Raw genomic sequence first — 19,740 nt, 5'->3', positions numbered from 1 at the left:
TCTATAGGAAATTGCTAAGCAACATTCACTCATACGCTTCATGCTTAAAGCTACGCTTTGCAATTCTACTTTTCGTTCATTATTTCTGAAGATCGTCACCAAGTACCATTTCTAATTCAGAAATAATTTCATCTAAAGTTGTAACTAAGACAACTCAAACACATCTTTATCATCTAAAAACTTCAACTTATTTCGATAGGTTTCAATATTCGATTTTGTAAGCGTTACAATAGCAGTTTCTTCCTTATTTGGTTCAATATTGGTTAGCTTTTCGCCCAATACATCATACGCTGCGCAATGCCCTGGATATTCATGCGAATTTGCATCGAGTCCTACTCTATTCACACCAATACAATAACTCATATTTTCAATAGCGCGCGCTTTTAATAATGCATCCCAAGCGTTAATTCTTGGCTTTGGCCAATTTGCCACGTATACTAAAACATCATAATCTTCCACATTTCGAGCCCAAACCGGAAAACGCAAATCATAACAAATCAATGGACATATTTTCCAACCTTTGTAGGTAATGATGTTTTTTTCAGCTCCAGCTGTATACACTTCATGTTCGCCAGCCAATGTAAAAGTATGTCGCTTGTCATAGGTTTTAATTTCCCCTGAAGGAAACACAAAAACAGATCGATTGTAATGATTTCCATTTTCTGAAATCACCAAACTTCCTGTAATTGCTGCATTCTTTTTAGCTGCCAAACTTTTCAACCAAGTGAGTATTTCTCCATCCATGGATTCTGCAATACGTTCTGGATTCATTGTAAAACCAGACGTAAACATTTCGGGCAATACAATTACATCAACTGTTTCTGAAATGGCATTGATTTTTTTGTCTAATTGCAAACGATTTTCTGCTGGATGTTCCCAAATAAGATTGGTTTGTATAAGTGCTACTTTTAATTCTTGGCTTTCCATGTGATGTATTCAGTTCGAATGAATTTGCATTGCAAATTTGTATCGAAAATTACGTGTGTATCGTAAAAGTAAAACTATTTCCCATTAATCTCTAACACTTCAAACAGTTTTGCTTTAAAAGTTCTACCAATCGGAATGCGTTTGTCATGAATATACACTTCATTCCCTGTAATTTTATCAACATGTTTTACATTGATTACAAACGATTTATGAATTTGAATAAACTGGTTTTGTGGCAATTTTTCTTTCCAAGTTCGCAAGCTAGCAATGAATGATAATTTTTGTTGTGTACTTACTACTGTCAAATAATTTCGTTCCGATTCTACATAAAAAATATCTTGAAACTGAATTTTATGAAATGTTTTATCAACGTTTAAAAACAAGGTGTCAGAAGCAGTTTTTGGAGTTTCTACCGGAATAACTTTCGGTTGATTTCGTTGTGTTTTTTGAATTGCTTTTAGGAAACGTTCCAATGAAAATGGTTTGACCAAATAATCAATAATTGTTTCAAACTCAAAACTTTCTACTGCATAATCAGGATATGCAGTTGTCATGATTATTGTTGGTGGATTTTTTAGTGTCCGCAAAAAACTCAAACCAGAAATGTCAGGCAAATTAATATCTAAAAAAATTAAATCAATTTCTTCCGAATACAACGTATCGTATGCTTTTAAAGCTGCATTAAACGTTCCTACTAATTCCAAATGAGAAACTTTAGCGATATACGTTTTTAGAATTCGCTGCGCAGGAATTTCATCTTCAATAATGATACATTTCATATTCATGTCAGCTTTAATTTCAAAATTACACGATAGGTTTCTTGGGCATCAATCAGTAACTCGTAGTCATCTTTATAAATCAATTCCAAGCGTTTTTTTAAATTTTGCAATCCAATTTTATCTTCTTTTGCTTCTTTTGTCGGATCAAACTTATTTGAACACACACATTCCAACACTCCATTTTCCACAGAAATATTCAGATCAATCACACTATTCATAATACTATGTTTAAAGGCATTTTCAATAAGTGTAATTAATAATAACGGTGCAATATTATAGTTGTCACGATCAATTTGTTTGGCATATTGAATCGTTTTGATTCCTTCCGTCCGAATTTCTTGAAACTTTAAGTAATTATCAATAAATGTAAGCTCTTTTTCCAATGAAACAAAGGTTGCATTACTTTCATACAATACATGTTTTAAGTTATTGGAAAGCATCAAAATCATATCAGGAACTTGTGCTGGTTTTTCTAAAGAATACGAATAAATAGTGTTTAAATTATTGAATAACACATGCGGATTTATCTGTGATTTCAGAAATTTCAATTCCATTTCTGTATGTTTTTGTTGAATAGCTTCTACTTCATCTTTCTTTTTTAAATAACGAAATAACATCCAAATAAAGGAGAAAAATATAATCGGCACAATGGTTTGCCACACATAATCCGATAAGCATTTCGCAATACTACATCCGCACTCTGCAAAGACATTACAATACAATTGTGTTGCCAAAAAACTGATCAATGCAATGAGTAAAATATACAACGTATACCATTTTTTCTTTTCAAAAAACGGTAATAACACAAAATCGTTTGTGTACACAATTACGACTAAGATGGATAAGTATTGTAAGAATGGGTTTTCTGCCCAATAGTAATCTGAAAAGTAAAATAGGGAAACTACAATGAACAATGTCCAGAATAAAATGTGAATCAGGATTTTAGAAATTCTGTAGCTAAAAAAATTCATGTTGGGATTTTTACAAGCAATCAAAATACTAAGAAACCTAGAACTGGTCAAATATAAGTGGATAAAATACATGCTTTGTTGTACAAACTTCTCTTTTCTGTACAAGAAGTACATCTTTTCAAAAAATGCTTTTCATAAATAGATATATGCATGCTGTACATTTTTTTAGTTTGTCGCTTTCGCTTGAACGATGTTTGAATCATCAATTTAAAATAACCAAAAAAAATGAACAGACTTTTTATAGTGTGCATTACACTTTTTATGATGCAAATTTCGCTTTCGCAAGAGGTGAATCAAGTTACAAAAGACACAAAAGGGCGCGAAAAAATGTTAGGAGAAATCACGAAAGATGGTTTCACCCAAAACTCCTTTAACAAATGGTTTACACCAAATTATGAAGCGTATAAACCTGATGCAAAGGCGATAAAAAAATTACAACGAAAGCTAAAAAAATACACAATTACCGTTTTTATGGGAACTTGGTGTGGCGATAGTAAACGTGAAGTTCCAAAATTTTATAAAGTCTTGGAAGAAGCAAATTTTCCTGAAAGCAAATTACGTGTTGTCGGACTCAATAATGGTAGTGAACAGTACAAACAGGGTCCGAATGGTGAAGAAAAAGGTATGAATATTCATCGTGTACCAACATTTATCGTTTACAATAAAAAAGGCAAAGAAGTTGGCAGAATTGTAGAACATCCAGTGGAAAGCTTTGAAGCTGACTTACTCAAGATCTGTCGTAAAAAATCATATGAACACAACTATCAAATTGTGACGCAATTAGATAATGTATTTAACAAAAAAGGTGAAAATTATGTTACGGAAAATCTAGCGAACGTAGTTTCTAAAATTACGCCTTATTCTAAAAGTTTAAAAGAATTAAATACTTATGGATATGTGTTGCTTCGCGCGAAAGCGATTTCAAAAGCAATTACCGTCTTTACGATAAACACAAAACTATTTCCAAAAAACAAAAACGGCTATGATAGTTTGGCAGAAGCATATTTTGTCGATAAAAATTATACCAAAGCAAAAGAATTTTACACCAAAGTATTAACATTAGACGCAAACGACAAAAACGCAAAAATGATGTTAGCAAAAATGTAAAATTATCAAATCAACGCAAAGTTTGTTAGAAAAGCAGTGCTTCTCCATGTGAGATTTTGGCACTGCTTTTTGTTTTTTTAAAAATATGATTCAAAAAGAGGATTCTATTTTTTATTATTCTTATTTTAGTCGTATTCAGTATTAAAAACGAAATACTGATGGAATTGCGCTTCCACGATTTCTACCTATTTTTAAAGCACAATTTGTATAGAACTATATTTCCCAAAAAAGAGGTTTATGATTAGATCGGTCACAAAAATTTTGATTTTCATCACTTTAATCTTAATCACTTTTCCTTTTTCAGCACAAGCACAGCAACTTCCTGAAAATGCTTCTTTAGCAGAACTATATGAATTTATCTTAAAACAAAAATTTTCTGACCCAGAAGCTGCACATAGAAATGCGGAATTACTTTTACAAAGAAGTGAAACCGAAAAAAACGTAGAACATGAGTTTAAAGCTTATTATCAGCTAGCGCGAATTGCCAATATTCAAGGAAAACATAAAACTGGTCTTCAATTTGCCGAAAAAGCAGTACATACTGCAAAAAAATCTGAAAGCAACATATTTATATCAAAAGCATTACTTACCAAAGGAAATGTGCATGTATCTCTTGGTAACGATGATGAAGCATTGATTCAATATTTAAAAGCTTTAGATTATGCTAAAAAAAGTGATGACCCATTGTCTCAAATCATGTCGATAGCAAATATTGCAAAAGTAAAACGCAATGTACATTTTTATGAAGAAGCACTAAAAATGTATAAAGAGAATTTTAAACTATGCAAACAACATGGTTTTGAAAAACAAACAATTGGCATCAATACATATTTAGGACTCACAGGAACGTTTTTAAATCTATCACAACCAGATTCAACACTTGTATACGCAAAACCAGGACTTACGTATGCTTCTGAAAATAATGATGCGGAAGGAGAAAGTTATTTTTATATCGATATGGGAATTGCATATTACATGAAAAGCGAGTTTGAAAAAGCAATCATGTATTTGAAAAAAGCAGAAACGATTACATTAGAGCTAAAGAATAAAAAACGATTGGTAGAAGTATATTATTATATTGGAAAATCGTATGTAGGATTAGAAAATTACATAAAAGCAGTTGAGTTTTTAGAATTGACAAAAGAAACTGTAACCCAAGAAAACAAAACTAAAAATGCATTGGAGTTTAATCCTCATATTCTATTAAGTACGTATGAATTGTTGGCTGATGTATATAAAAAGCAAGGTGAGATTGAAAAATCGAATGCAAGTTTTGAGCAATATAAAGTACTAGATAAACTAAAAGATATTGATCGTACAAATGTATACGAAACCTTATTAGATGATGCTAATAAAGAAAATGAGGAGTTGACTTCTTCCGAATCGCGATTGAAAGATACTGTCAAAGTGATTTCAATTATTGCATTAGTAGTGTTGTTATGCTGTATCTATTTTATTTGGCGATTTATCAAAATACGCAAAAAAAATAAAATCATTTTTGAGCAATTACTAGAAAAGATAGAACGTCAAAGTCTGCAAAAGAAAAAAACAAATGTGATAATTCAAGATAAAAAAGTAGAAGAAATTCTGGCTCGTTTAGACAAACTAGAAGCTTCTTTGTATTTCTTAAATAGTAATTGTTCATTACAAAATGTAGCAAAAAAGATAAAAACGAATACAAGTTATTTATCAAAAATTATTGGCTCACATAAACAGAAAAAATTTACGGAATATATTAACGAATTACGAATTCAGTATGTTGTAAAACAATTAAAAGAAGATTCAAAATTTCGAAAATATTCCATTAAAAATATTGCTGAAGAAATTGGGTATAAAAGTACCAATTCATTCACGAAACACTTTAAAGCACACACCAAACTCTATCCTTCTTTTTACATTCAAAACTTAAATGAAAAAGAAAAAATGACACCGTAAATTTATAAATTTGAGTTGCAGGTTTACTTCAACATATAACTTACGATACAAAATATGTTTATTTTCAAGCCGAAAACAATAACTTTAAATAATCAATTATGAAAAAAAAGAGCTTAAAAACTATGCATTTACGTAAGCGTTTAATTGCTAATATGGAAACAAATTGTTTAGAAGCATTAAAAGGTGGAACACGTCCAGTTTCGGACTTAGACTCAGTACCAATTACTATTTGTCCAGGGTATATGTTTTGTGAATACAACACTTCTGAATAAGAGTATTTTCACAACCATAAAACCCTAAATTCCAATAGATAACCAGAAGTATTTCTTCTGGTTTTTTTGTACGCAAAAACGTAAATTTTTTATGTATCTACCCAAATACGGCTATTTCTGCGTCGATTTCTTGTCTATCTTGAAAAGGTTAATAAATCATAAAAACCCATACTCATGAAAAAAAAGAATCTAAACAAAGAATTTACTTTTGAGAAGCTTGTATTTAAAAAAGAGAAAATTTCTGCAATGATGCCAAGAAGCACTAGTAATGTTAAAGGAGGTAATATGTGTCACGATACAAATTGTACTATGGATCCTTGTCCTCCATTTTTAACAACAAGAATTTATAGTGGTGGAAGTATGCCTGAGTAATCTTTGCAACACAACATTATTATATTTATTAAAAAAATTAATCATACTCTAAAAAATCAAAATCATGAAAAAACAACTTCGAAAACTAGCATTAAATAAAAAACAAGTAAGTCAATTAGGAGAACATGCTATCAAAGGAGGAACATTGCCTTGGCAAACTCCAACTCGTTCATGTTTTGGTTGTGGTGAAACTGGTGGACAAACAGGATCATGGTGTCTTACAGGAAATCAAACAAATTGCCAATAGCAATTTAATTCACATATACTTTAAAAAGAGCTTCTCATCTGAGAAGCTTTTTTTATGCAGAAAAATCTTAAAACAAGATGAATATATTTTATTATTATTATTTTTAACTTCTTTATGTTCTTCGGAAAAAGTCATGATTACAATATCCTACCAAAATTTGACTTTACTTTTCAAAAAAGAACATATCATTTCCGTTAAAAGAGTTTTTATGATACGAAAGATGGCAAATTTTTGGAGTTTTATTGGTTTCGTACTTGTTGCTTCAAACATTTTTGCTCAGGAAATGCCCGAAGACGCTTCTTCTGAAGAAATTATGGCATTCATTATTGAACAAAAACATTCTAATCCGGATCTAGCCAATAAATATGCACAAATTCTGCTTGAAAAGAGTAAACGAACCCATAATCAACGAGGAATTTACAATGCATACTTCCAAAAAAGTCGCATTGCCAATATAGAAGGTAATTATTCGCTTGCTATTAAATATTCAGATTCTGCAATTGTTTCTGCCAATGTATTGAAAGATGAATTTTCAAAAGCAGTTGCTTTTCTTGCTAGAGGAAATGCAATTGTATATTTAGGAGACAATAAAGAAGCATTGGCAAACTATTTGAAAGCGCTTGATATTGGAACAAATTCAAAAAAAGTTGAATTAATTGTTCGTGCTAAAGCAAATATTGCGAAAGTAAAAAGACGCATGGAATTTTATGAGGAAGCCTTAGAAATTTATAAAAACAATGCGCTTTTAGCTGAAAAACATACATTTAAAGACCAACTCATTGTCATTAATTCATACATGGGAATTGGTGGTACTTTTTTACGTTTGCATCAACCTGATTCTACCTTGTATTATTCAAAAATTGGCTTGCAAAAAAGCTTGGCCATTAATGACGATGAAGGTGTTAGTTATTTTTATATTGATATTGGAATTGCCTATTTTATTAAAGGTGATTTTGAAGTCGCGATTGATTATTTAACGAAAGCAGAAAAGATTACCAAAAGGTTGAACAATAATAACCGATTGACGGAAATCTACTATTATATCGGAAAATCGTACTATGAATTAAAATCATATGAGAAAGCAATTGAATTCCTCAAAAACGTAGAAACCATTATCACTAATAAAAATTCAGTTACTAAAAATAGTTTCAATCCACCAGAATTATTAGGTACCTATCGGGCTTTAGCCAATACATATGAAAAACTTGAACAATCTGCATCACATTTAGCATACACGGAAAAATATATTGAATTGAACAAATACAATGAAACTCAAAATATTGAAGTCATTAAAGATTTGTACGAAACCATTCGGAAGAAAAATGATGATTTGTCTTCATTAACTTCTAAATTAGAAAGTCGATTGGTTTATGTAATTCTATTTACGGTTTTTGTATTAGGTTTGTGTGGTTTTTTTCTGTTTAAATTCATTAAAATCCGAAAAGAAAAAAAAGTCATTTTTGAAAAATTAGTTTCAGAAATAGAGACTAAAAAGATGCCTGAAAAGAAACCAGAATTTAAGATAAGAGATAAAAAAATAGAAGCCATTTTAGAAGGTTTGGAAAAACTTGAGCATTCTTTATATTTTCTGAATAGCAATTGCAATTTGCAAAATATGGCTAAAAAAGTAAAGACTAATACAACTTATTTATCTAAAATTATAAGCACTTACAAACAGAAAAAATTCTATGAGTATATTAACGAATTACGCATTGAATATGTATTGAAGCGCTTGAAAGAAGATTCGAGATTTCGAAACTATTCTATTAAGCATATTGCCGAAGAAATTGGATATAAGAGTACAAATTCGTTTACAAAATACTTCAAAGCTTACACAAAACTCTACCCTTCTTATTATATTAAAAATCTTGAAGATAATACTGAAAACAATGACTCAAATTAGTTAATTTGAGGTTCAACCACTATACAACAAATACTTTTATAAGCTATCTTACTTGATGAAATTTCAACTCAAAATCAATACTTATGAAAGTGAAAACTTTAAAAAAAATGTATCTTAAAAAGGCAACTATTGCTAAAATTAATCAAACAACTGCTTCCCTGTTAAAAGGTGGAACACGCACATTAACTTTTGATGAAGAAGTAAGTGGTCTTGGTTCTTTTTGCGCAGGAAACCAATGTTTTTAATTTATACATTTAATAATTCACATGTTAAAATCGGAAGTACTGCTTCCGATTTTTTTATCTCATTTTTTATACTACCTCAATTGCTTTAATTTTTGTTTCTCTTGCGCCAACAATCTTTTGAATGGTAAATTTTCCAACATACTTTTAAGAAACCAAATTCACTAAATCTTACATATAAGTGAATCATTAATTAATTATAAAATAATCTAGTATGAAAACTCAAAAAACAAAATCTTTAAAATTAGTAAAAGCATCTATCGCAAATTTAGACAAGCAAACACAACAAGAAGTTCTTGGTGGATTCACACGTATTGGTGATTGTAATAGTAGAACTTCTTTGTGCATTACATCATGTCACGTACATTAAAAAAATTTTATTAACTATAAATTTTAAATATCATGAAAAAAAAGAATTTAAAAAATTTACGATTATCAAAAGAGAAGATAACTACTTTTCAAGTTAGCAACTCAGTAAAAGGAGGAACATATACTCCTGTTATTTCAGTAGAACCAGAGTTTTGTAATTTCACATACAACAGATGGTGCTATAGAACTGGACCTCCAGGAATCTGTACTGCTCCAAAATAGTAGTAACGATACTGTGATAATGAAGAAAGCTCCTGAAATTTCAGGAGCTTTTTTTATATTTTCTAAAGCTTTCTTTCGGCTTTTTTCATTCTCTTTTGCAACTTTTCTATCTTCTTTTGCCACTTTACTTCATCTTCAGGAGAAAGTTTATTTTTACGTTTTAGTTTTTTATACTTCTTCAAGGCCTTTTCATATTTCATTTTTGCTTTTAAAGCTTTTTTCTGCCTTTTCTTCTTCCGTTTTAATTCCTTCTCTAGCTTTCTAACTTTCTTCTGAACTTTTTTATGTTTCTTTTCTTCTTTTCTCTTTTGCTTAATCGCTTTTTTTTCTTCTTTTAGTTTCTTCTCATTTGCTTCTAAAGTAGCTATAATTGTCTTTTTCTCTTCAGCTGTAAGCGTACTTGTCACATTAACTCCGTTAAGATAAATTTCTTCTTTATCAACTTTGTATTCTTTTCCGCTATATACTACTTTTTGGGCATGAACGCTTGTAAACACACACATAAAAATGAGTGCTATAATGCATTTAGTGTACTTCATTGAATATTATTTATTGTTATGTAATTGCTATTTGCAATATGCATACCAAAATATTAAATTTTATTTAATATTTCAGCTGCTTGTTTCAACGTTTCTTCCGTTTTAGCAAAACAGAAACGCAACAACTTATGATCTTCTTTGTTAGTATTGAATACTGAAAGTGGAATAGACGCAATTTTGTATTCTCGCGTTAAGTGCTTTGCAAATTCTGTATCTAATTCGTCTGTGATATTCTCATAAGATAATACTTGAAAATATGTTCCTTGCGATGGTTTCCATGTAAAACGTGAGTCTTTGATTTCGTTTAGAAAGAAATCTCGCTTTTGCTGAAAAAATGCAGGCAACTGTAGATAATTTTCTGGAGCTTTTAAATAGTTTCCAATGGCAATTTGTGTTGGATGATGCACTGAAAACACATTAAATTGATGAACTTTTTTAAACTCGTTCATCAACTCTTTTGGTGCTACGCAATAGCCAATTCTCCAACCAGTATTATGAAATGTTTTTCCAAAAGAAGCTGTGATAAAAGTACGTTCGGCTAGTTTTGGAAATAACGCAGCACTTTGATGTTGTTCGCCATCAAACACAATATGTTCGTAAACTTCATCACTGAGTAAAATGATATTTGTATTTTCTAAAATTGATGATAATTCCAACATATCTGCTTTTGACAACACGGTTCCACTCGGATTGTGTGGCGTGTTGATAATCATCAATTTCGTTTTACTATTGATTTTGCTTCTTACTTCATCCCAATCCATAGAAAACTCTTTCCCTTTCAATTGAATAGGTATAACTTTTCCACCATGTACTTCTATCGCAGGCGCATAACAATCGTATGCTGGAGTAAATATAACAACTTCGTCATTTGGTCGCACAAACGCGCTTATAATGTTAAAAATAGCTTCTGTGGCACCAACTGTGACTACAACTTCTGAAGCTGGATCATATTTTCTTTGATACAAATACTCCATTTTCTCTGCAATCGCTTCTCGTAAAATCAGTGCGCCTGGCATTGGTGCATATTGATTGTAGTTTTCGCGCAAAGCTTGTTGCACCATTTCTATCAACTTAGGATCGGAAGGAAAGTTTGGAAATCCTTGTGAAAGGTTAATTGCGTTTTCCTTAGCCGCAAGTTGACTCATTACTGTAAAAATTGTTGTTCCTACATTTGGAAGCTTGGATGTATGTTGGATCATTTTATTGGCATTAGTATTCTTACTGATTTACTTTTGTTAAAAATCGTGAATTTGTATGATTTTTTAAAAGAATACCTCAAATAAAAACAATAATACCAATAAACTGATGTTTTAGCACAACCTTATTCTAAACAGAATCCTTTGGAAACTCCGCTAGAAGATTTTCCAACACTATTACTGTTTACAATAGTTCTATCGGAAGCACCAATATGAACTGTATATCCACAAGGAACTAATGTACTTGTATTAATTTCCCATGTTCCTTCAACTGAATCCAAATCACTATCCGTATCATTAACTGAGATCTTACTATTAGTTTTTGTTCCTGTATCACCAGCACTTATATTGAAATCTGTGATTTCAATTGCTGCGGCTGAATTGTTTGGCGCTAACCATAATGATACTTCATTTAAATGTGTATCGTTTTCAACTTTAAAAGTTCCACTAACTTCAGTTCCTTTCGTAAATTTACCGCAGTTACCTGTTCCATTCGTAATGTTTACATCTACTATTGGAGCATCTTTATCTACCATAAAACGGACTGTTTCGTCGCTTCTTTGACCAGTATCACTTTCAATATAGATCTCGTGAATTCCACTTTCTGTTGGTGTAAATTCTCCCAATAAACTATCAGTGACGTGTGTTGTCGAATTTGGTAAATAATCATAATATCCATCTGTTGGTTTTTGCAATATGCTTTTTTTAATTCCCATTCCTGAGATTGAATCTAACTCTGTAACTTCAACAGGAAATTCTTTTTTCAATCCATACACAGAAGATGATGGTTCTTTGATCATTATTTTATAACCAGCATCTTCCACCGGATTCCATAGTACGCCCTTAATTTTTATTTTCCCATCAAAAGGACTGTAATCAGCTTCAATACCACTACTAACCCCTTTTGCCAAACCAGTTACTTGATTAATAATACCTATTTTAATACCGCCAATATTTACAATTTCAGGTTTATTTACCGTTTGACTTGTAGGCAAGACTAATTCTTTCAATCCTGTTTCACAAATTTCCCAATCGCCCCATGCTGAAACATATTCAGCATTTTCAGGTTCTGGCGGTGTATTCCAAGAAAGAATTCCTTTTATTTTAGCTTTCCCACTAGCACTAATTTCTTCGTCATACGGAGCTAAATCAACAGGTAAAAATACAGTATACCACAATCCTCCTACTGGCATTTCTTCGACATCGAATACTTTTACAGAAGATGTTCCCATAAATTTCCAACCTGATCCAAAGTCCATATAAAAAGCTACGAACTCTCTACTTCCGTTACTGCATAAATTCCCCGAATATCCTGCACTTTTTTTGATATGAATGTCTGCGTGCAATTCACTAAATTCGGAGCTAAAACTCACACAGGTTAATTCTTCATATGCAGTATTGAATTGTGGGGTTTTTAGAATTTGTAGTTCTTTCGTAAAATCTATGTTTTCAAATTTAAACTTCGTTTGCCATTTTATAATATCCTTTAAACTAAATGCATTGATATTTTTTAAAGACATAGACATTAAACGTCCATCCGTTGCTTCTTTTGCATATGATTCCTTGAATGTATTTAATGGAAACCAACTCTTTTTTGTGTTGTAAATAGGCAATTTGTTAATAGTTGGAAATGCTGTAAAATCTGAATATACTGGAAGATCAAAATTTGGTAGTAAAAAGGACTGTTTTGGTGCTATTTGTATGTTGGCTTCTTTTACATTTCCCCATATTGGAGTATAATTAGGCGTATTGGCTGGCGGCACTATATTCCATGATAATATAGCTCTTACTTTTGGCAATACAGGTGATTCATTACAAGCACGTATAATAGTTGGTGTAATCTTAAGTTTTATTCCATAGCATAATCCCTCATGATTCTCTACATTATGCACTTTAACACTTGTAACTCCTACATCTTCCCATGTTCCGTTATTTTCATAATCTATATAATAGCGGACATATTCATAACTTCCTTGCTGATTGAAGTTTCCTAAGTATCCTTCTACTTTTTTTATTTTTATGGAACTTCTTAATTCTTCTTTAGCTGGATGATAACTTGTACAACCAAGTTCTTCAAACAACGTAGAATTCACAATACTTTTAAAGGGTTCTCCATAAAGTTTGGCTTCCAGATTTCCGTAATAGTTTAGGTTCGAAATCAAATTCATTTTAAGACCATAGCGATCTTCTAAGTCTATTTTTTTTGCTTTCATAATTGCTTGATTTAAATTTTTAAAGAGCCACTAAACCACTATTTGATTTAGTTGTACACTGCAGTATTGTACAAATCTCATAAAACCTTTCCTTTAAATTGAAGAGCGATAAACCCATAAATAGCTTGTAGTCAACGGAAATATTTTAGGCTATTTAACCCTGACTATTAAGGCTTTATCACTTTTTGTTTAGTAAGAATTTACTGTTTATTTGTAGGGTAATTACAAATTATTTTAATAACTTTAAAAACACGATAAAATGAAAAAAATTATTTTAACACTCACAGTGACTTTAGCAATTATTATAATTTGCTTTAGCATTTATGAAACAACTACTGCGGCTAAAACACCGTTTTGCGTTGACTATTCTTCTGATCCTATTAGCACATTGCCTATTGAGGTAATAAAAGAAATGACTAAGACATATGAGAACAATCAGCTAAAGCACATTGAAAGTAATATGAGTATGCAAGATTCAAAAGCTATTTGGTTTGATTTGGTTAGGCTGAAGAGATTTATATATCATATTGAACAAAAAACAAAAGATATTGATCCTACTGTTACTGACACACAACTCGGTATTCGTATATATTATGCTAGTTATCCAAACAATGCTAAGTACATTAAAAATCAAATTGGCTTATCAAACGCCAAAAGTGCTAATTATATACAAAAACATACACTTGTTATGATTCCTACTGTAAGAGCAAATAATGAAACAACTAATTATGATTTCAATCCGATTGATCCAGGAACATATCGATCTAATAGTTTGTCATCATCAGTAGGTTATGGTTGGCAACCAAATGACAATGATCAACACAATCAAAATAAGTCCCCTAAAAACATCTATATGTCGTTAGGTTATAGTAGAACTGAGAATGACTCTGATGCAGCTATAAATCATGGTGGTTTATTTCCTCCTGGGGATGCAAAAGGTCTCTTTTTTATAGAAAATTAAAATGTCTGAAGAAGTACAACATATCCTAAAAGTTATATTACTAATGCTAGAATGTAGCACAGCATTCGTTGGTTGTATTTTTTTATTAAAGTTGAAAAACTCACATTGGAAATGGTTCTCCCTTTACCTAATTTTTATTTGTATTCAAGAAATTTTCTGGATTTTAGTCATTAATGACAAAACCTCTTTATCTATTCAGGAATTCAGAGGTGGTTATTATACTTTTTTTGGTATTCCAGCTCAGTACATCTTCTTTTTTTGGTTGTATGCATATACCTCTTTGCATAAAAAACAGTTGTTTTATAGTTTTTTTGCAATTTATTTATGCACTTTTTTGATTACTGCATTGTACTGTGATACACAACAAGAAATTCGTTTTTTTAGCATTATTATTGGCACTACTCTACTTGCTTTTTTAGTTGTATTAGAATTCATTAAGCAAATTAAAGACGAAAATATTCTCAATTTTAAAACGAATAAAATGTTTTATGTAAATGCAGGTGTTTTGCTCTTTTACATTGGAACATATCCAATGACCGCACTTTCTAATGGAGAATTTCAAGAGTCTCACAAAGAACTTTTTGACGCATTTGTATACTATTTTTTTATTACTAATTATTTAATGTATTTGCTCTTTGCAGCATCATTTATATGGGGAAAAATTCAATTGAAATAATGGTTATTATTTTTTATATCATCTTTATTCCATTTGTGTGGGCAATTATTTTGTTTGTACGTGCGTATCGTATCAAAAAGAAAAAACATACTAAAGAGTTAGAAACTTTAGATGAACTTCACAAAAAAGAATTGTTAGAAACACAGGCGGAAATTCAAAAAGAAACGATGCGGCATATTGGGCAAGAAATTCATGACAATGTTGGGCAAAAACTTACTTTATCTAGTTTGTATTTGCAACAACTTGTTTTTGAAAATAAAGCGCCACAAGTAACTGATACAATCAATTCTATTAATGAAATTATTAATGATTCTTTGTATGAATTACGAAGTCTTTCAAAATCTTTGACAGATGATACTATTGAAAACAATTCACTTTCAGCACTAATTAAAGAAGAATGTAAAAAAATCAAAGGATTACAAGTTTACAATATCGAATTTTACGATCATTCAGAAGCGTTAGCACTTTCATATCAAATGAAAAGTATTTTATTGCGGGTTACACAAGAGTTCATTCAAAATAGCATTAAACATGCACATTGTAAAAAGATAGAAATCAATTTGTCTAATACATCAACACAATTACAATTACAACTTATAGATGACGGAAAAGGATTTGATACAAAAAATCTAAAAACCAAAGGTATCGGTTTACAGAATATGAAAAAGCGAACTGAGATTATTAATGGTATTTTCCTTTTGGAAAGTGAACCAAAGACTGGAACTCGTTTAACTTTAAAAATTCCTATGTAATGAAACATACTATTGCCATTGTAGATGATCATATTTTAATTGCGAATGCACTGAAAAGTATTATTTCAAATTTTCCACAATTTGAAGTCATACACATTTGTGAAAACGGGTTGGATTTTCAGGAAAAATTAAAAACTAAAGCGTTACCAGATATTGTTTTGTTAGATATTAGTATGCCAGTTATGGATGGTTTTACAACTGCTTTATGGTTAAAAGAAACACATCCAACTATTTTGATCATGGCATTAAGCATGCAAGATGATGAGCAGAGTTTGATAAAAATGGTGAAAAATGGTGCAAGAGGATACATGCTTAAAAATGCACAACCTACAGAGTTGGAAAAAGGATTAAATATTTTAGTTGATAAAGGTTATTTTTTTCCTGATTGGGCTTCTTCCAAAATATTTATGTCTATCAGCGAAAATACTATTAATGTTAACTTGAAAGCCAATCTTTCTGAGCGAGAAATAGAGTTTTTAGCATATACGATTACTGAAATGACGTATAAAGAAATTGCTGAAAAAATGTTTTGCAGTCCACGTACTATTGAAAATTATAGAGATAGTTTGTTTGGGAAATTAAACCTAAAATCGCGTGTAGGCTTAGCTGTTTATGCGCTTAAAAACGGATATGACAAATAATAGAATGCTTGCATAGAAGAAAGAGAACGCCAATTCGTTATAAACCAAACTATTATGGGAATACCGTAATTGATTTTCAGATTATTTAAGTACTATTACATTGATAACCAAAAACTTAAAATCATGAAAAAGCAACAATTACAAACGCTAACATTAAACAAAAAGTGTATTTCAACATTTAAAATTAATGCTGTAAAAGGCGGTTGTCCAACTGACAATTGTCCTAATTATACAAGAGACCGTTCATGTATACAATCATGTAATGGAATGTGTCAATAAAATTTTAAAATATTCACCAAAAAGAAAAGCTTCAATCTTACAATTGAAGCTTTTTTACTTTTATAGTTTCTTTTTTCTTTATCAATTAAAAAGTACGATTATTTAAAGAAAAAGAACATGCTATTTTATAAAACGTCATTTTGTAATCTATACCAAAATTCGAATTTAAGCTATTGATTAAATAAATTTCAATATGCTGATTTACAACACATTAAATTCAGTTCAATCAAATAAAAAGTTTTGATTTTTAGTGAAAAAAATTTAGAATTATGTTAAAAAAAGATTACTGCTTTTTTTTACACTGATACTTTATAAAGCGTCATACACTTGTCTTTGTTTGCGTTATTTTTTGTCATTTCTTCGTTTCAGATTTTAACTAAAACATCTATTATGAAAAAAAAGAGTATAAACAAATTCGCATTAAGAAAAAGTACAGTATCAGCTATTAACGGACGACTTATTAATGGAGGTTTAGCATCTAACCATGCTAATTATGGAGATTACAGTGATGTACATTCTGATTTAGTTTCTCTACCTGTAGCAGGAAATTGTGCAGGAGATACATTTGCATTGTCATGTATTTGTAGTAATGGAGTAAATAATGACACAGCAACTCCAGTTGACAAAGAGCCAGCTGCTCCAGTAAGAAGATAATTTATATATCTACAAGCGAACTAAGGTTCGCTTGTAGTTTTTAATTATTTAAAAGTTTCCAAAATTTCTTCTAAGTTTTCAATAATCGGATCAACGTCTTTGTTGTTCTTTTTTTGTTTTTTTCGCACTATAATAAAGCCAACAATGAGCAACCAACTATAGGTTAGCCCATATGCAATTAGTTTGAATTTCAGACTTGCATTGTGTAAAACATCTTGAAAATAAATTGTCATTCCAACAGCTAATAATGCTAAATAAACTGGCATAAAAAAGTTAGTAATCCATTTGAAATAACGTAGTTTTTTCAACATTTTTGTTGCAAATGCTTTCATGTTTTCTGAAATGTCATTCGGCGTCCGCCAAAATAATACACGATACCACATCATCGCTAAAGTTACGATTAGAAGTATAAACATAAATGTCAATCCTAAATAGAAATTATCTGATCGTTCTTTAAGCGGATTTGTTCTCCACAACCAAATAAACACTGCAAATACAGCGGCAAATGAAATACTCATAAGTAGGTTTCCAAAGACAATTTTTCGTTGTAATTTTTTGAGTTTATCAAACAACGAATTGTTTACTTCTTTAGATTCAATTTCTCCTGAAGAAACGGATTTCCAATCGTTTTGTAAATCGTTAAAATCATTCATTATTATATATTTTTAAAAGTCGTTTTTTGATTCTGTTGATACGAACACCAACATTGTTAGCTTCGATTCCAATAATGTCTGCAATTTCTTTGTAACTCAGTTCTTCTAAGACCAAACTGATAATTAAACGTTCGTCTTTTTTGAGTTTTTGCACACATTGCATGAGTTTGTTCACACGATTTTCTTGCGATTGTCGTTCCGTATCAATGACTTCTTCAAACGTGTCTGGCAATTCACGATTTGATAATCGTACTTGTTTTTTGGTGTGTCGATTGAACGTAATTGTTGTGTTGAGTGTTACACGATACAACCAAGTTGTCAGTTTTGAGTTTCCTTTGAAATTTTTAAGTCCATTCCAAACGTTGATCAATACTTCTTGATATAAATCATCCACCAAATCTTTTTCATAGAGATACGCTAGACAAATTCGATAGATTTTGTCTTTGTGGTGAGTTATGATTTCTTTAAAATATTCTTCTCGCATCCGAAATTAGTTGTTTTTGATAAAGTTTGATACTTCTTTGTAGAATGCCGCTGGATTGTCGAGCATGATAAAATGTTCTGCTTTATCAATAATTTTCACCGTACATGAATTGCAATTTTGATATTGTTGTTGATACATTTTTAGTTTATCAGCACTGGTAAAGTTAGGAAATTGTGCAATAGGTTTGTTCCAATTCGTTAATACTAATGTTGGTGTTTTCACGGCTTTTATATCATCACGTATATCTGTACTCATCATTTCAAACATCGTATATCCTAGCGTTCTGCGATCAGATTTTGCAGCATCGCTTAGTACAAAATCTACTTTTTCTTTGTTACGCATCATACTGTTTAGCGTTTGTTTTAATGTATTTCGCAACGTAGCATCGTCCATTGTCATGTACATTTCTTTGAGCATTCCGTAGGTCGATTTTACGATTTCTTCTGTCATAGCAGGATTTGAAGCACCAGCCAAAAATGGCAAACTGTCTACTATGATAATTTTTGAGACTAAGTTTTCATCTTCAATTGCCATGAGTAAACTTGTAAATCCACCAATACTATGCCCCATAAGAACACTATTTTTTGTTTTATGCTTTTTGATGTATGAAATCATTTGTGTTTTGACTTCTTGTAAAATGGTTTCTGAAGTAATTGGTTGTACACCGCCATAACCCGCAAGTGTAATGACGTGTATTTGATAATTTTCTTTGTATTGAGCAACCGTTTCATTCCAAACATTTCCTGAACATGATGCGCCTGGAATTAAGAATAGTGTATCACCTTTTCCATGAATTGCTACTTCAAAAGCAGTTGTTTTTGTGTTTTCCTGTCCTTGTAAATTCGCGAAAGCAAAAAGGAATAATAGAATAGATCGTATTGTTTTCATCGTTTTTGAGTTTGTATTTCCCTTTTAGTACGATGGTTTTATTTTTATTACAGTTTGAATATAAAAAAATCCTAAATTTTTTAGATTTTAGGATTGTTTCGTTTGGATTTTAGAAGTCGTTCTTAGCTAAATCATCTACTCTATTTAAATGTTAATTAAGGTGTTACCGTAAACAGATTGTAATTTGTTTTTATATTTTTTTAGTACTAATCAAACCATTATAACATGAAAAAAAGAAAACTAAAGTCTTTAAGACTTAACAAAAAATCTGTTTCAAATTTTGAAAACATTTCAATTCACGGAGGAAACGACGATGCTAATACAGGATTTTGTACGCTAACACGTTTTACTCGTAATCATGAATGTTATACTAAAGATGTATTTATATGCCAAACTGGTGACGCTTGTCCCTCTGTGTATGGCTGTCCTTCTTTTGTAAATTGTTAAGTTATTTAAAG

The 19,740-nt window shown here is 30.7% G+C and carries 25 protein-coding genes; 16 read left to right on the top strand and 9 right to left on the bottom strand.

Annotated features, from left to right (window positions below):
- Positions 1–144: 144 nt before the first annotated feature.
- From ACUUYC_RS09915 to ACUUYC_RS09905, 3 genes are all read right to left on the bottom strand, one after another.
- Positions 145–927 (bottom strand): amidohydrolase, encoded by a 783-nt coding sequence (locus ACUUYC_RS09915; RefSeq protein WP_474265584.1) that lies wholly within the window; start codon positions 925–927, stop codon positions 145–147.
- Positions 928–1,001: 74 nt separating this feature from the next.
- Entirely contained in the window at positions 1,002–1,706 is a 705-nt protein-coding gene (locus ACUUYC_RS09910) for a LytR/AlgR family response regulator transcription factor (protein ID WP_474265582.1), read from the bottom strand.
- A gap of 2 nt (positions 1,707–1,708) precedes the next feature.
- Positions 1,709–2,677 (bottom strand): sensor histidine kinase, encoded by a 969-nt coding sequence (locus ACUUYC_RS09905; protein ID WP_474265580.1) that lies wholly within the window; start codon positions 2,675–2,677, stop codon positions 1,709–1,711.
- 225 nt (positions 2,678–2,902) lie between these two features.
- Here ACUUYC_RS09905 and ACUUYC_RS09900 point away from each other — a divergent pair, with 225 nt between their 5' ends.
- The 9 genes from ACUUYC_RS09900 (at position 2,903) to ACUUYC_RS09860 (ending at position 9,346) form a co-directional block, all read left to right on the top strand.
- Entirely contained in the window at positions 2,903–3,784 is an 882-nt protein-coding gene (locus tag ACUUYC_RS09900) for a thioredoxin family protein (protein WP_474265578.1), read from the top strand.
- A 237-nt stretch (positions 3,785–4,021) separates the two neighbouring features.
- Positions 4,022–5,719 carry a helix-turn-helix domain-containing protein gene (locus tag ACUUYC_RS09895; protein WP_474265576.1) on the top strand — a complete coding sequence of 566 codons (1,698 nt, stop codon included), beginning with the start codon at positions 4,022–4,024 and terminating at the stop codon, positions 5,717–5,719.
- Between the two features lie 98 nt (positions 5,720–5,817).
- Positions 5,818–5,991, top strand: coding sequence for a hypothetical protein (locus ACUUYC_RS09890; RefSeq protein WP_474265574.1), 174 nt, complete (start codon positions 5,818–5,820; stop codon positions 5,989–5,991).
- Positions 5,992–6,165: 174 nt separating this feature from the next.
- A complete protein-coding gene (locus ACUUYC_RS09885) occupies positions 6,166–6,363 on the top strand; it encodes a hypothetical protein (RefSeq protein WP_474265572.1) in 198 nt (65 codons plus the stop codon).
- A gap of 64 nt (positions 6,364–6,427) precedes the next feature.
- Positions 6,428–6,610 carry a hypothetical protein gene (locus tag ACUUYC_RS09880; protein WP_474265570.1) on the top strand — a complete coding sequence of 61 codons (183 nt, stop codon included), beginning with the start codon at positions 6,428–6,430 and terminating at the stop codon, positions 6,608–6,610.
- A 208-nt stretch (positions 6,611–6,818) separates the two neighbouring features.
- Complete coding sequence (locus tag ACUUYC_RS09875) at positions 6,819–8,513, top strand: helix-turn-helix domain-containing protein (RefSeq protein ID WP_474265568.1); 1,695 nt, start codon at positions 6,819–6,821, stop codon at positions 8,511–8,513.
- An 83-nt stretch (positions 8,514–8,596) separates the two neighbouring features.
- Positions 8,597–8,758, top strand: coding sequence for a hypothetical protein (locus ACUUYC_RS09870; RefSeq protein WP_474265566.1), 162 nt, complete (start codon positions 8,597–8,599; stop codon positions 8,756–8,758).
- 211 nt (positions 8,759–8,969) lie between these two features.
- Positions 8,970–9,125: a hypothetical protein gene (locus tag ACUUYC_RS09865; RefSeq protein WP_474265564.1), complete on the top strand. Its 156-nt coding sequence runs from the start codon at positions 8,970–8,972 to the stop codon at positions 9,123–9,125.
- A 32-nt stretch (positions 9,126–9,157) separates the two neighbouring features.
- Entirely contained in the window at positions 9,158–9,346 is a 189-nt protein-coding gene (locus ACUUYC_RS09860; protein ID WP_474265562.1) for a hypothetical protein, read from the top strand.
- Between the two features lie 62 nt (positions 9,347–9,408).
- Here ACUUYC_RS09860 and ACUUYC_RS09855 read toward each other — a convergent pair whose 3' ends face one another.
- From ACUUYC_RS09855 to ACUUYC_RS09845, 3 genes are all read right to left on the bottom strand, one after another.
- Complete coding sequence (locus ACUUYC_RS09855; RefSeq protein WP_474265560.1) at positions 9,409–9,843, bottom strand: hypothetical protein; 435 nt, start codon at positions 9,841–9,843, stop codon at positions 9,409–9,411.
- Positions 9,844–9,938: 95 nt separating this feature from the next.
- A complete protein-coding gene (locus ACUUYC_RS09850; protein WP_474266373.1) occupies positions 9,939–11,081 on the bottom strand; it encodes a methionine aminotransferase in 1,143 nt (380 codons plus the stop codon).
- A gap of 125 nt (positions 11,082–11,206) precedes the next feature.
- A complete protein-coding gene (locus ACUUYC_RS09845; protein ID WP_474265558.1) occupies positions 11,207–13,294 on the bottom strand; it encodes a hypothetical protein in 2,088 nt (695 codons plus the stop codon).
- 259 nt (positions 13,295–13,553) lie between these two features.
- On the opposite strand from ACUUYC_RS09845, the gene ACUUYC_RS09840 reads away from it, so the two are divergent.
- The 6 genes from ACUUYC_RS09840 (at position 13,554) to ACUUYC_RS09815 (ending at position 17,257) form a co-directional block, all read left to right on the top strand.
- Complete coding sequence (locus ACUUYC_RS09840) at positions 13,554–14,255, top strand: hypothetical protein (protein ID WP_474265556.1); 702 nt, start codon at positions 13,554–13,556, stop codon at positions 14,253–14,255.
- Between the two features lies 1 nt (position 14,256).
- Positions 14,257–14,931 (top strand): hypothetical protein, encoded by a 675-nt coding sequence (locus ACUUYC_RS09835; RefSeq protein WP_474265555.1) that lies wholly within the window; start codon positions 14,257–14,259, stop codon positions 14,929–14,931.
- Positions 14,907–15,683, top strand: coding sequence for a sensor histidine kinase (locus ACUUYC_RS09830; protein WP_474265554.1), 777 nt, complete (start codon positions 14,907–14,909; stop codon positions 15,681–15,683). The genes ACUUYC_RS09835 and ACUUYC_RS09830 overlap by 25 nt, the downstream gene beginning before the upstream one ends.
- Positions 15,683–16,324 (top strand): response regulator transcription factor, encoded by a 642-nt coding sequence (locus ACUUYC_RS09825; RefSeq protein ID WP_474265553.1) that lies wholly within the window; start codon positions 15,683–15,685, stop codon positions 16,322–16,324. Before ACUUYC_RS09830 ends, ACUUYC_RS09825 begins: the two co-directional genes overlap by 1 nt.
- Before the next feature lie 123 nt (positions 16,325–16,447).
- Complete coding sequence (locus ACUUYC_RS09820) at positions 16,448–16,603, top strand: hypothetical protein (protein WP_474265552.1); 156 nt, start codon at positions 16,448–16,450, stop codon at positions 16,601–16,603.
- Positions 16,604–16,993: 390 nt separating this feature from the next.
- Positions 16,994–17,257 carry a hypothetical protein gene (locus tag ACUUYC_RS09815; protein WP_474265551.1) on the top strand — a complete coding sequence of 88 codons (264 nt, stop codon included), beginning with the start codon at positions 16,994–16,996 and terminating at the stop codon, positions 17,255–17,257.
- A 44-nt stretch (positions 17,258–17,301) separates the two neighbouring features.
- On the opposite strand, the gene ACUUYC_RS09810 is transcribed toward ACUUYC_RS09815, so the two are convergent.
- From ACUUYC_RS09810 to ACUUYC_RS09800, 3 genes are read right to left on the bottom strand one after another with little or no spacing between them, the layout of a single operon-like run.
- Positions 17,302–17,910: a hypothetical protein gene (locus tag ACUUYC_RS09810; protein ID WP_474265550.1), complete on the bottom strand. Its 609-nt coding sequence runs from the start codon at positions 17,908–17,910 to the stop codon at positions 17,302–17,304.
- Entirely contained in the window at positions 17,903–18,394 is a 492-nt protein-coding gene (locus ACUUYC_RS09805; RefSeq protein ID WP_474265549.1) for an RNA polymerase sigma factor, read from the bottom strand. The genes ACUUYC_RS09810 and ACUUYC_RS09805 overlap by 8 nt, the downstream gene beginning before the upstream one ends.
- Positions 18,395–18,400: 6 nt before the next feature.
- Positions 18,401–19,282, bottom strand: coding sequence for an alpha/beta fold hydrolase (locus ACUUYC_RS09800; RefSeq protein ID WP_474265548.1), 882 nt, complete (start codon positions 19,280–19,282; stop codon positions 18,401–18,403).
- 225 nt (positions 19,283–19,507) lie between these two features.
- On the opposite strand from ACUUYC_RS09800, the gene ACUUYC_RS09795 reads away from it, so the two are divergent.
- On the top strand, positions 19,508–19,729 hold the full coding sequence (locus ACUUYC_RS09795) for a hypothetical protein (protein ID WP_474265547.1): 222 nt from the start codon (positions 19,508–19,510) through the stop codon (positions 19,727–19,729).
- The last annotated feature ends 11 nt before the right edge of the window (positions 19,730–19,740 follow it).

The organism is Kordia sp. E (assembly GCF_056033805.1).
This window is presented reverse-complemented; position numbering and strand designations above follow the sequence as displayed.

Excerpts from the sequence above, each read along its gene's own strand:
- ACUUYC_RS09915 (WP_474265584.1), bottom strand. The coding sequence starts at position 927 with ATGGAAAGCCAAGAATTAAAAGTAGCACTTATACAAACCAATCTTATT.
- ACUUYC_RS09910 (WP_474265582.1), bottom strand. The coding sequence starts at position 1,706 with ATGAAATGTATCATTATTGAAGATGAAATTCCTGCGCAGCGAATTCTA.
- ACUUYC_RS09905 (WP_474265580.1), bottom strand. The coding sequence starts at position 2,677 with ATGAATTTTTTTAGCTACAGAATTTCTAAAATCCTGATTCACATTTTA.
- ACUUYC_RS09900 (WP_474265578.1), top strand. The coding sequence starts at position 2,903 with ATGAACAGACTTTTTATAGTGTGCATTACACTTTTTATGATGCAAATT.
- ACUUYC_RS09895 (WP_474265576.1), top strand. The coding sequence starts at position 4,022 with ATGATTAGATCGGTCACAAAAATTTTGATTTTCATCACTTTAATCTTA.
- ACUUYC_RS09890 (WP_474265574.1), top strand. The coding sequence starts at position 5,818 with ATGAAAAAAAAGAGCTTAAAAACTATGCATTTACGTAAGCGTTTAATT.
- ACUUYC_RS09885 (WP_474265572.1), top strand. The coding sequence starts at position 6,166 with ATGAAAAAAAAGAATCTAAACAAAGAATTTACTTTTGAGAAGCTTGTA.
- ACUUYC_RS09880 (WP_474265570.1), top strand. The coding sequence starts at position 6,428 with ATGAAAAAACAACTTCGAAAACTAGCATTAAATAAAAAACAAGTAAGT.
- ACUUYC_RS09875 (WP_474265568.1), top strand. The coding sequence starts at position 6,819 with ATGATACGAAAGATGGCAAATTTTTGGAGTTTTATTGGTTTCGTACTT.
- ACUUYC_RS09870 (WP_474265566.1), top strand. The coding sequence starts at position 8,597 with ATGAAAGTGAAAACTTTAAAAAAAATGTATCTTAAAAAGGCAACTATT.
- ACUUYC_RS09865 (WP_474265564.1), top strand. The coding sequence starts at position 8,970 with ATGAAAACTCAAAAAACAAAATCTTTAAAATTAGTAAAAGCATCTATC.
- ACUUYC_RS09860 (WP_474265562.1), top strand. The coding sequence starts at position 9,158 with ATGAAAAAAAAGAATTTAAAAAATTTACGATTATCAAAAGAGAAGATA.
- ACUUYC_RS09845 (WP_474265558.1), bottom strand. The coding sequence starts at position 13,294 with ATGAAAGCAAAAAAAATAGACTTAGAAGATCGCTATGGTCTTAAAATG.
- ACUUYC_RS09840 (WP_474265556.1), top strand. The coding sequence starts at position 13,554 with ATGAAAAAAATTATTTTAACACTCACAGTGACTTTAGCAATTATTATA.
- ACUUYC_RS09835 (WP_474265555.1), top strand. The coding sequence starts at position 14,257 with ATGTCTGAAGAAGTACAACATATCCTAAAAGTTATATTACTAATGCTA.
- ACUUYC_RS09830 (WP_474265554.1), top strand. The coding sequence starts at position 14,907 with ATGGGGAAAAATTCAATTGAAATAATGGTTATTATTTTTTATATCATC.
- ACUUYC_RS09825 (WP_474265553.1), top strand. The coding sequence starts at position 15,683 with ATGAAACATACTATTGCCATTGTAGATGATCATATTTTAATTGCGAAT.
- ACUUYC_RS09820 (WP_474265552.1), top strand. The coding sequence starts at position 16,448 with ATGAAAAAGCAACAATTACAAACGCTAACATTAAACAAAAAGTGTATT.
- ACUUYC_RS09815 (WP_474265551.1), top strand. The coding sequence starts at position 16,994 with ATGAAAAAAAAGAGTATAAACAAATTCGCATTAAGAAAAAGTACAGTA.
- ACUUYC_RS09810 (WP_474265550.1), bottom strand. The coding sequence starts at position 17,910 with ATGAATGATTTTAACGATTTACAAAACGATTGGAAATCCGTTTCTTCA.
- ACUUYC_RS09805 (WP_474265549.1), bottom strand. The coding sequence starts at position 18,394 with ATGCGAGAAGAATATTTTAAAGAAATCATAACTCACCACAAAGACAAA.
- ACUUYC_RS09800 (WP_474265548.1), bottom strand. The coding sequence starts at position 19,282 with ATGAAAACAATACGATCTATTCTATTATTCCTTTTTGCTTTCGCGAAT.
- ACUUYC_RS09795 (WP_474265547.1), top strand. The coding sequence starts at position 19,508 with ATGAAAAAAAGAAAACTAAAGTCTTTAAGACTTAACAAAAAATCTGTT.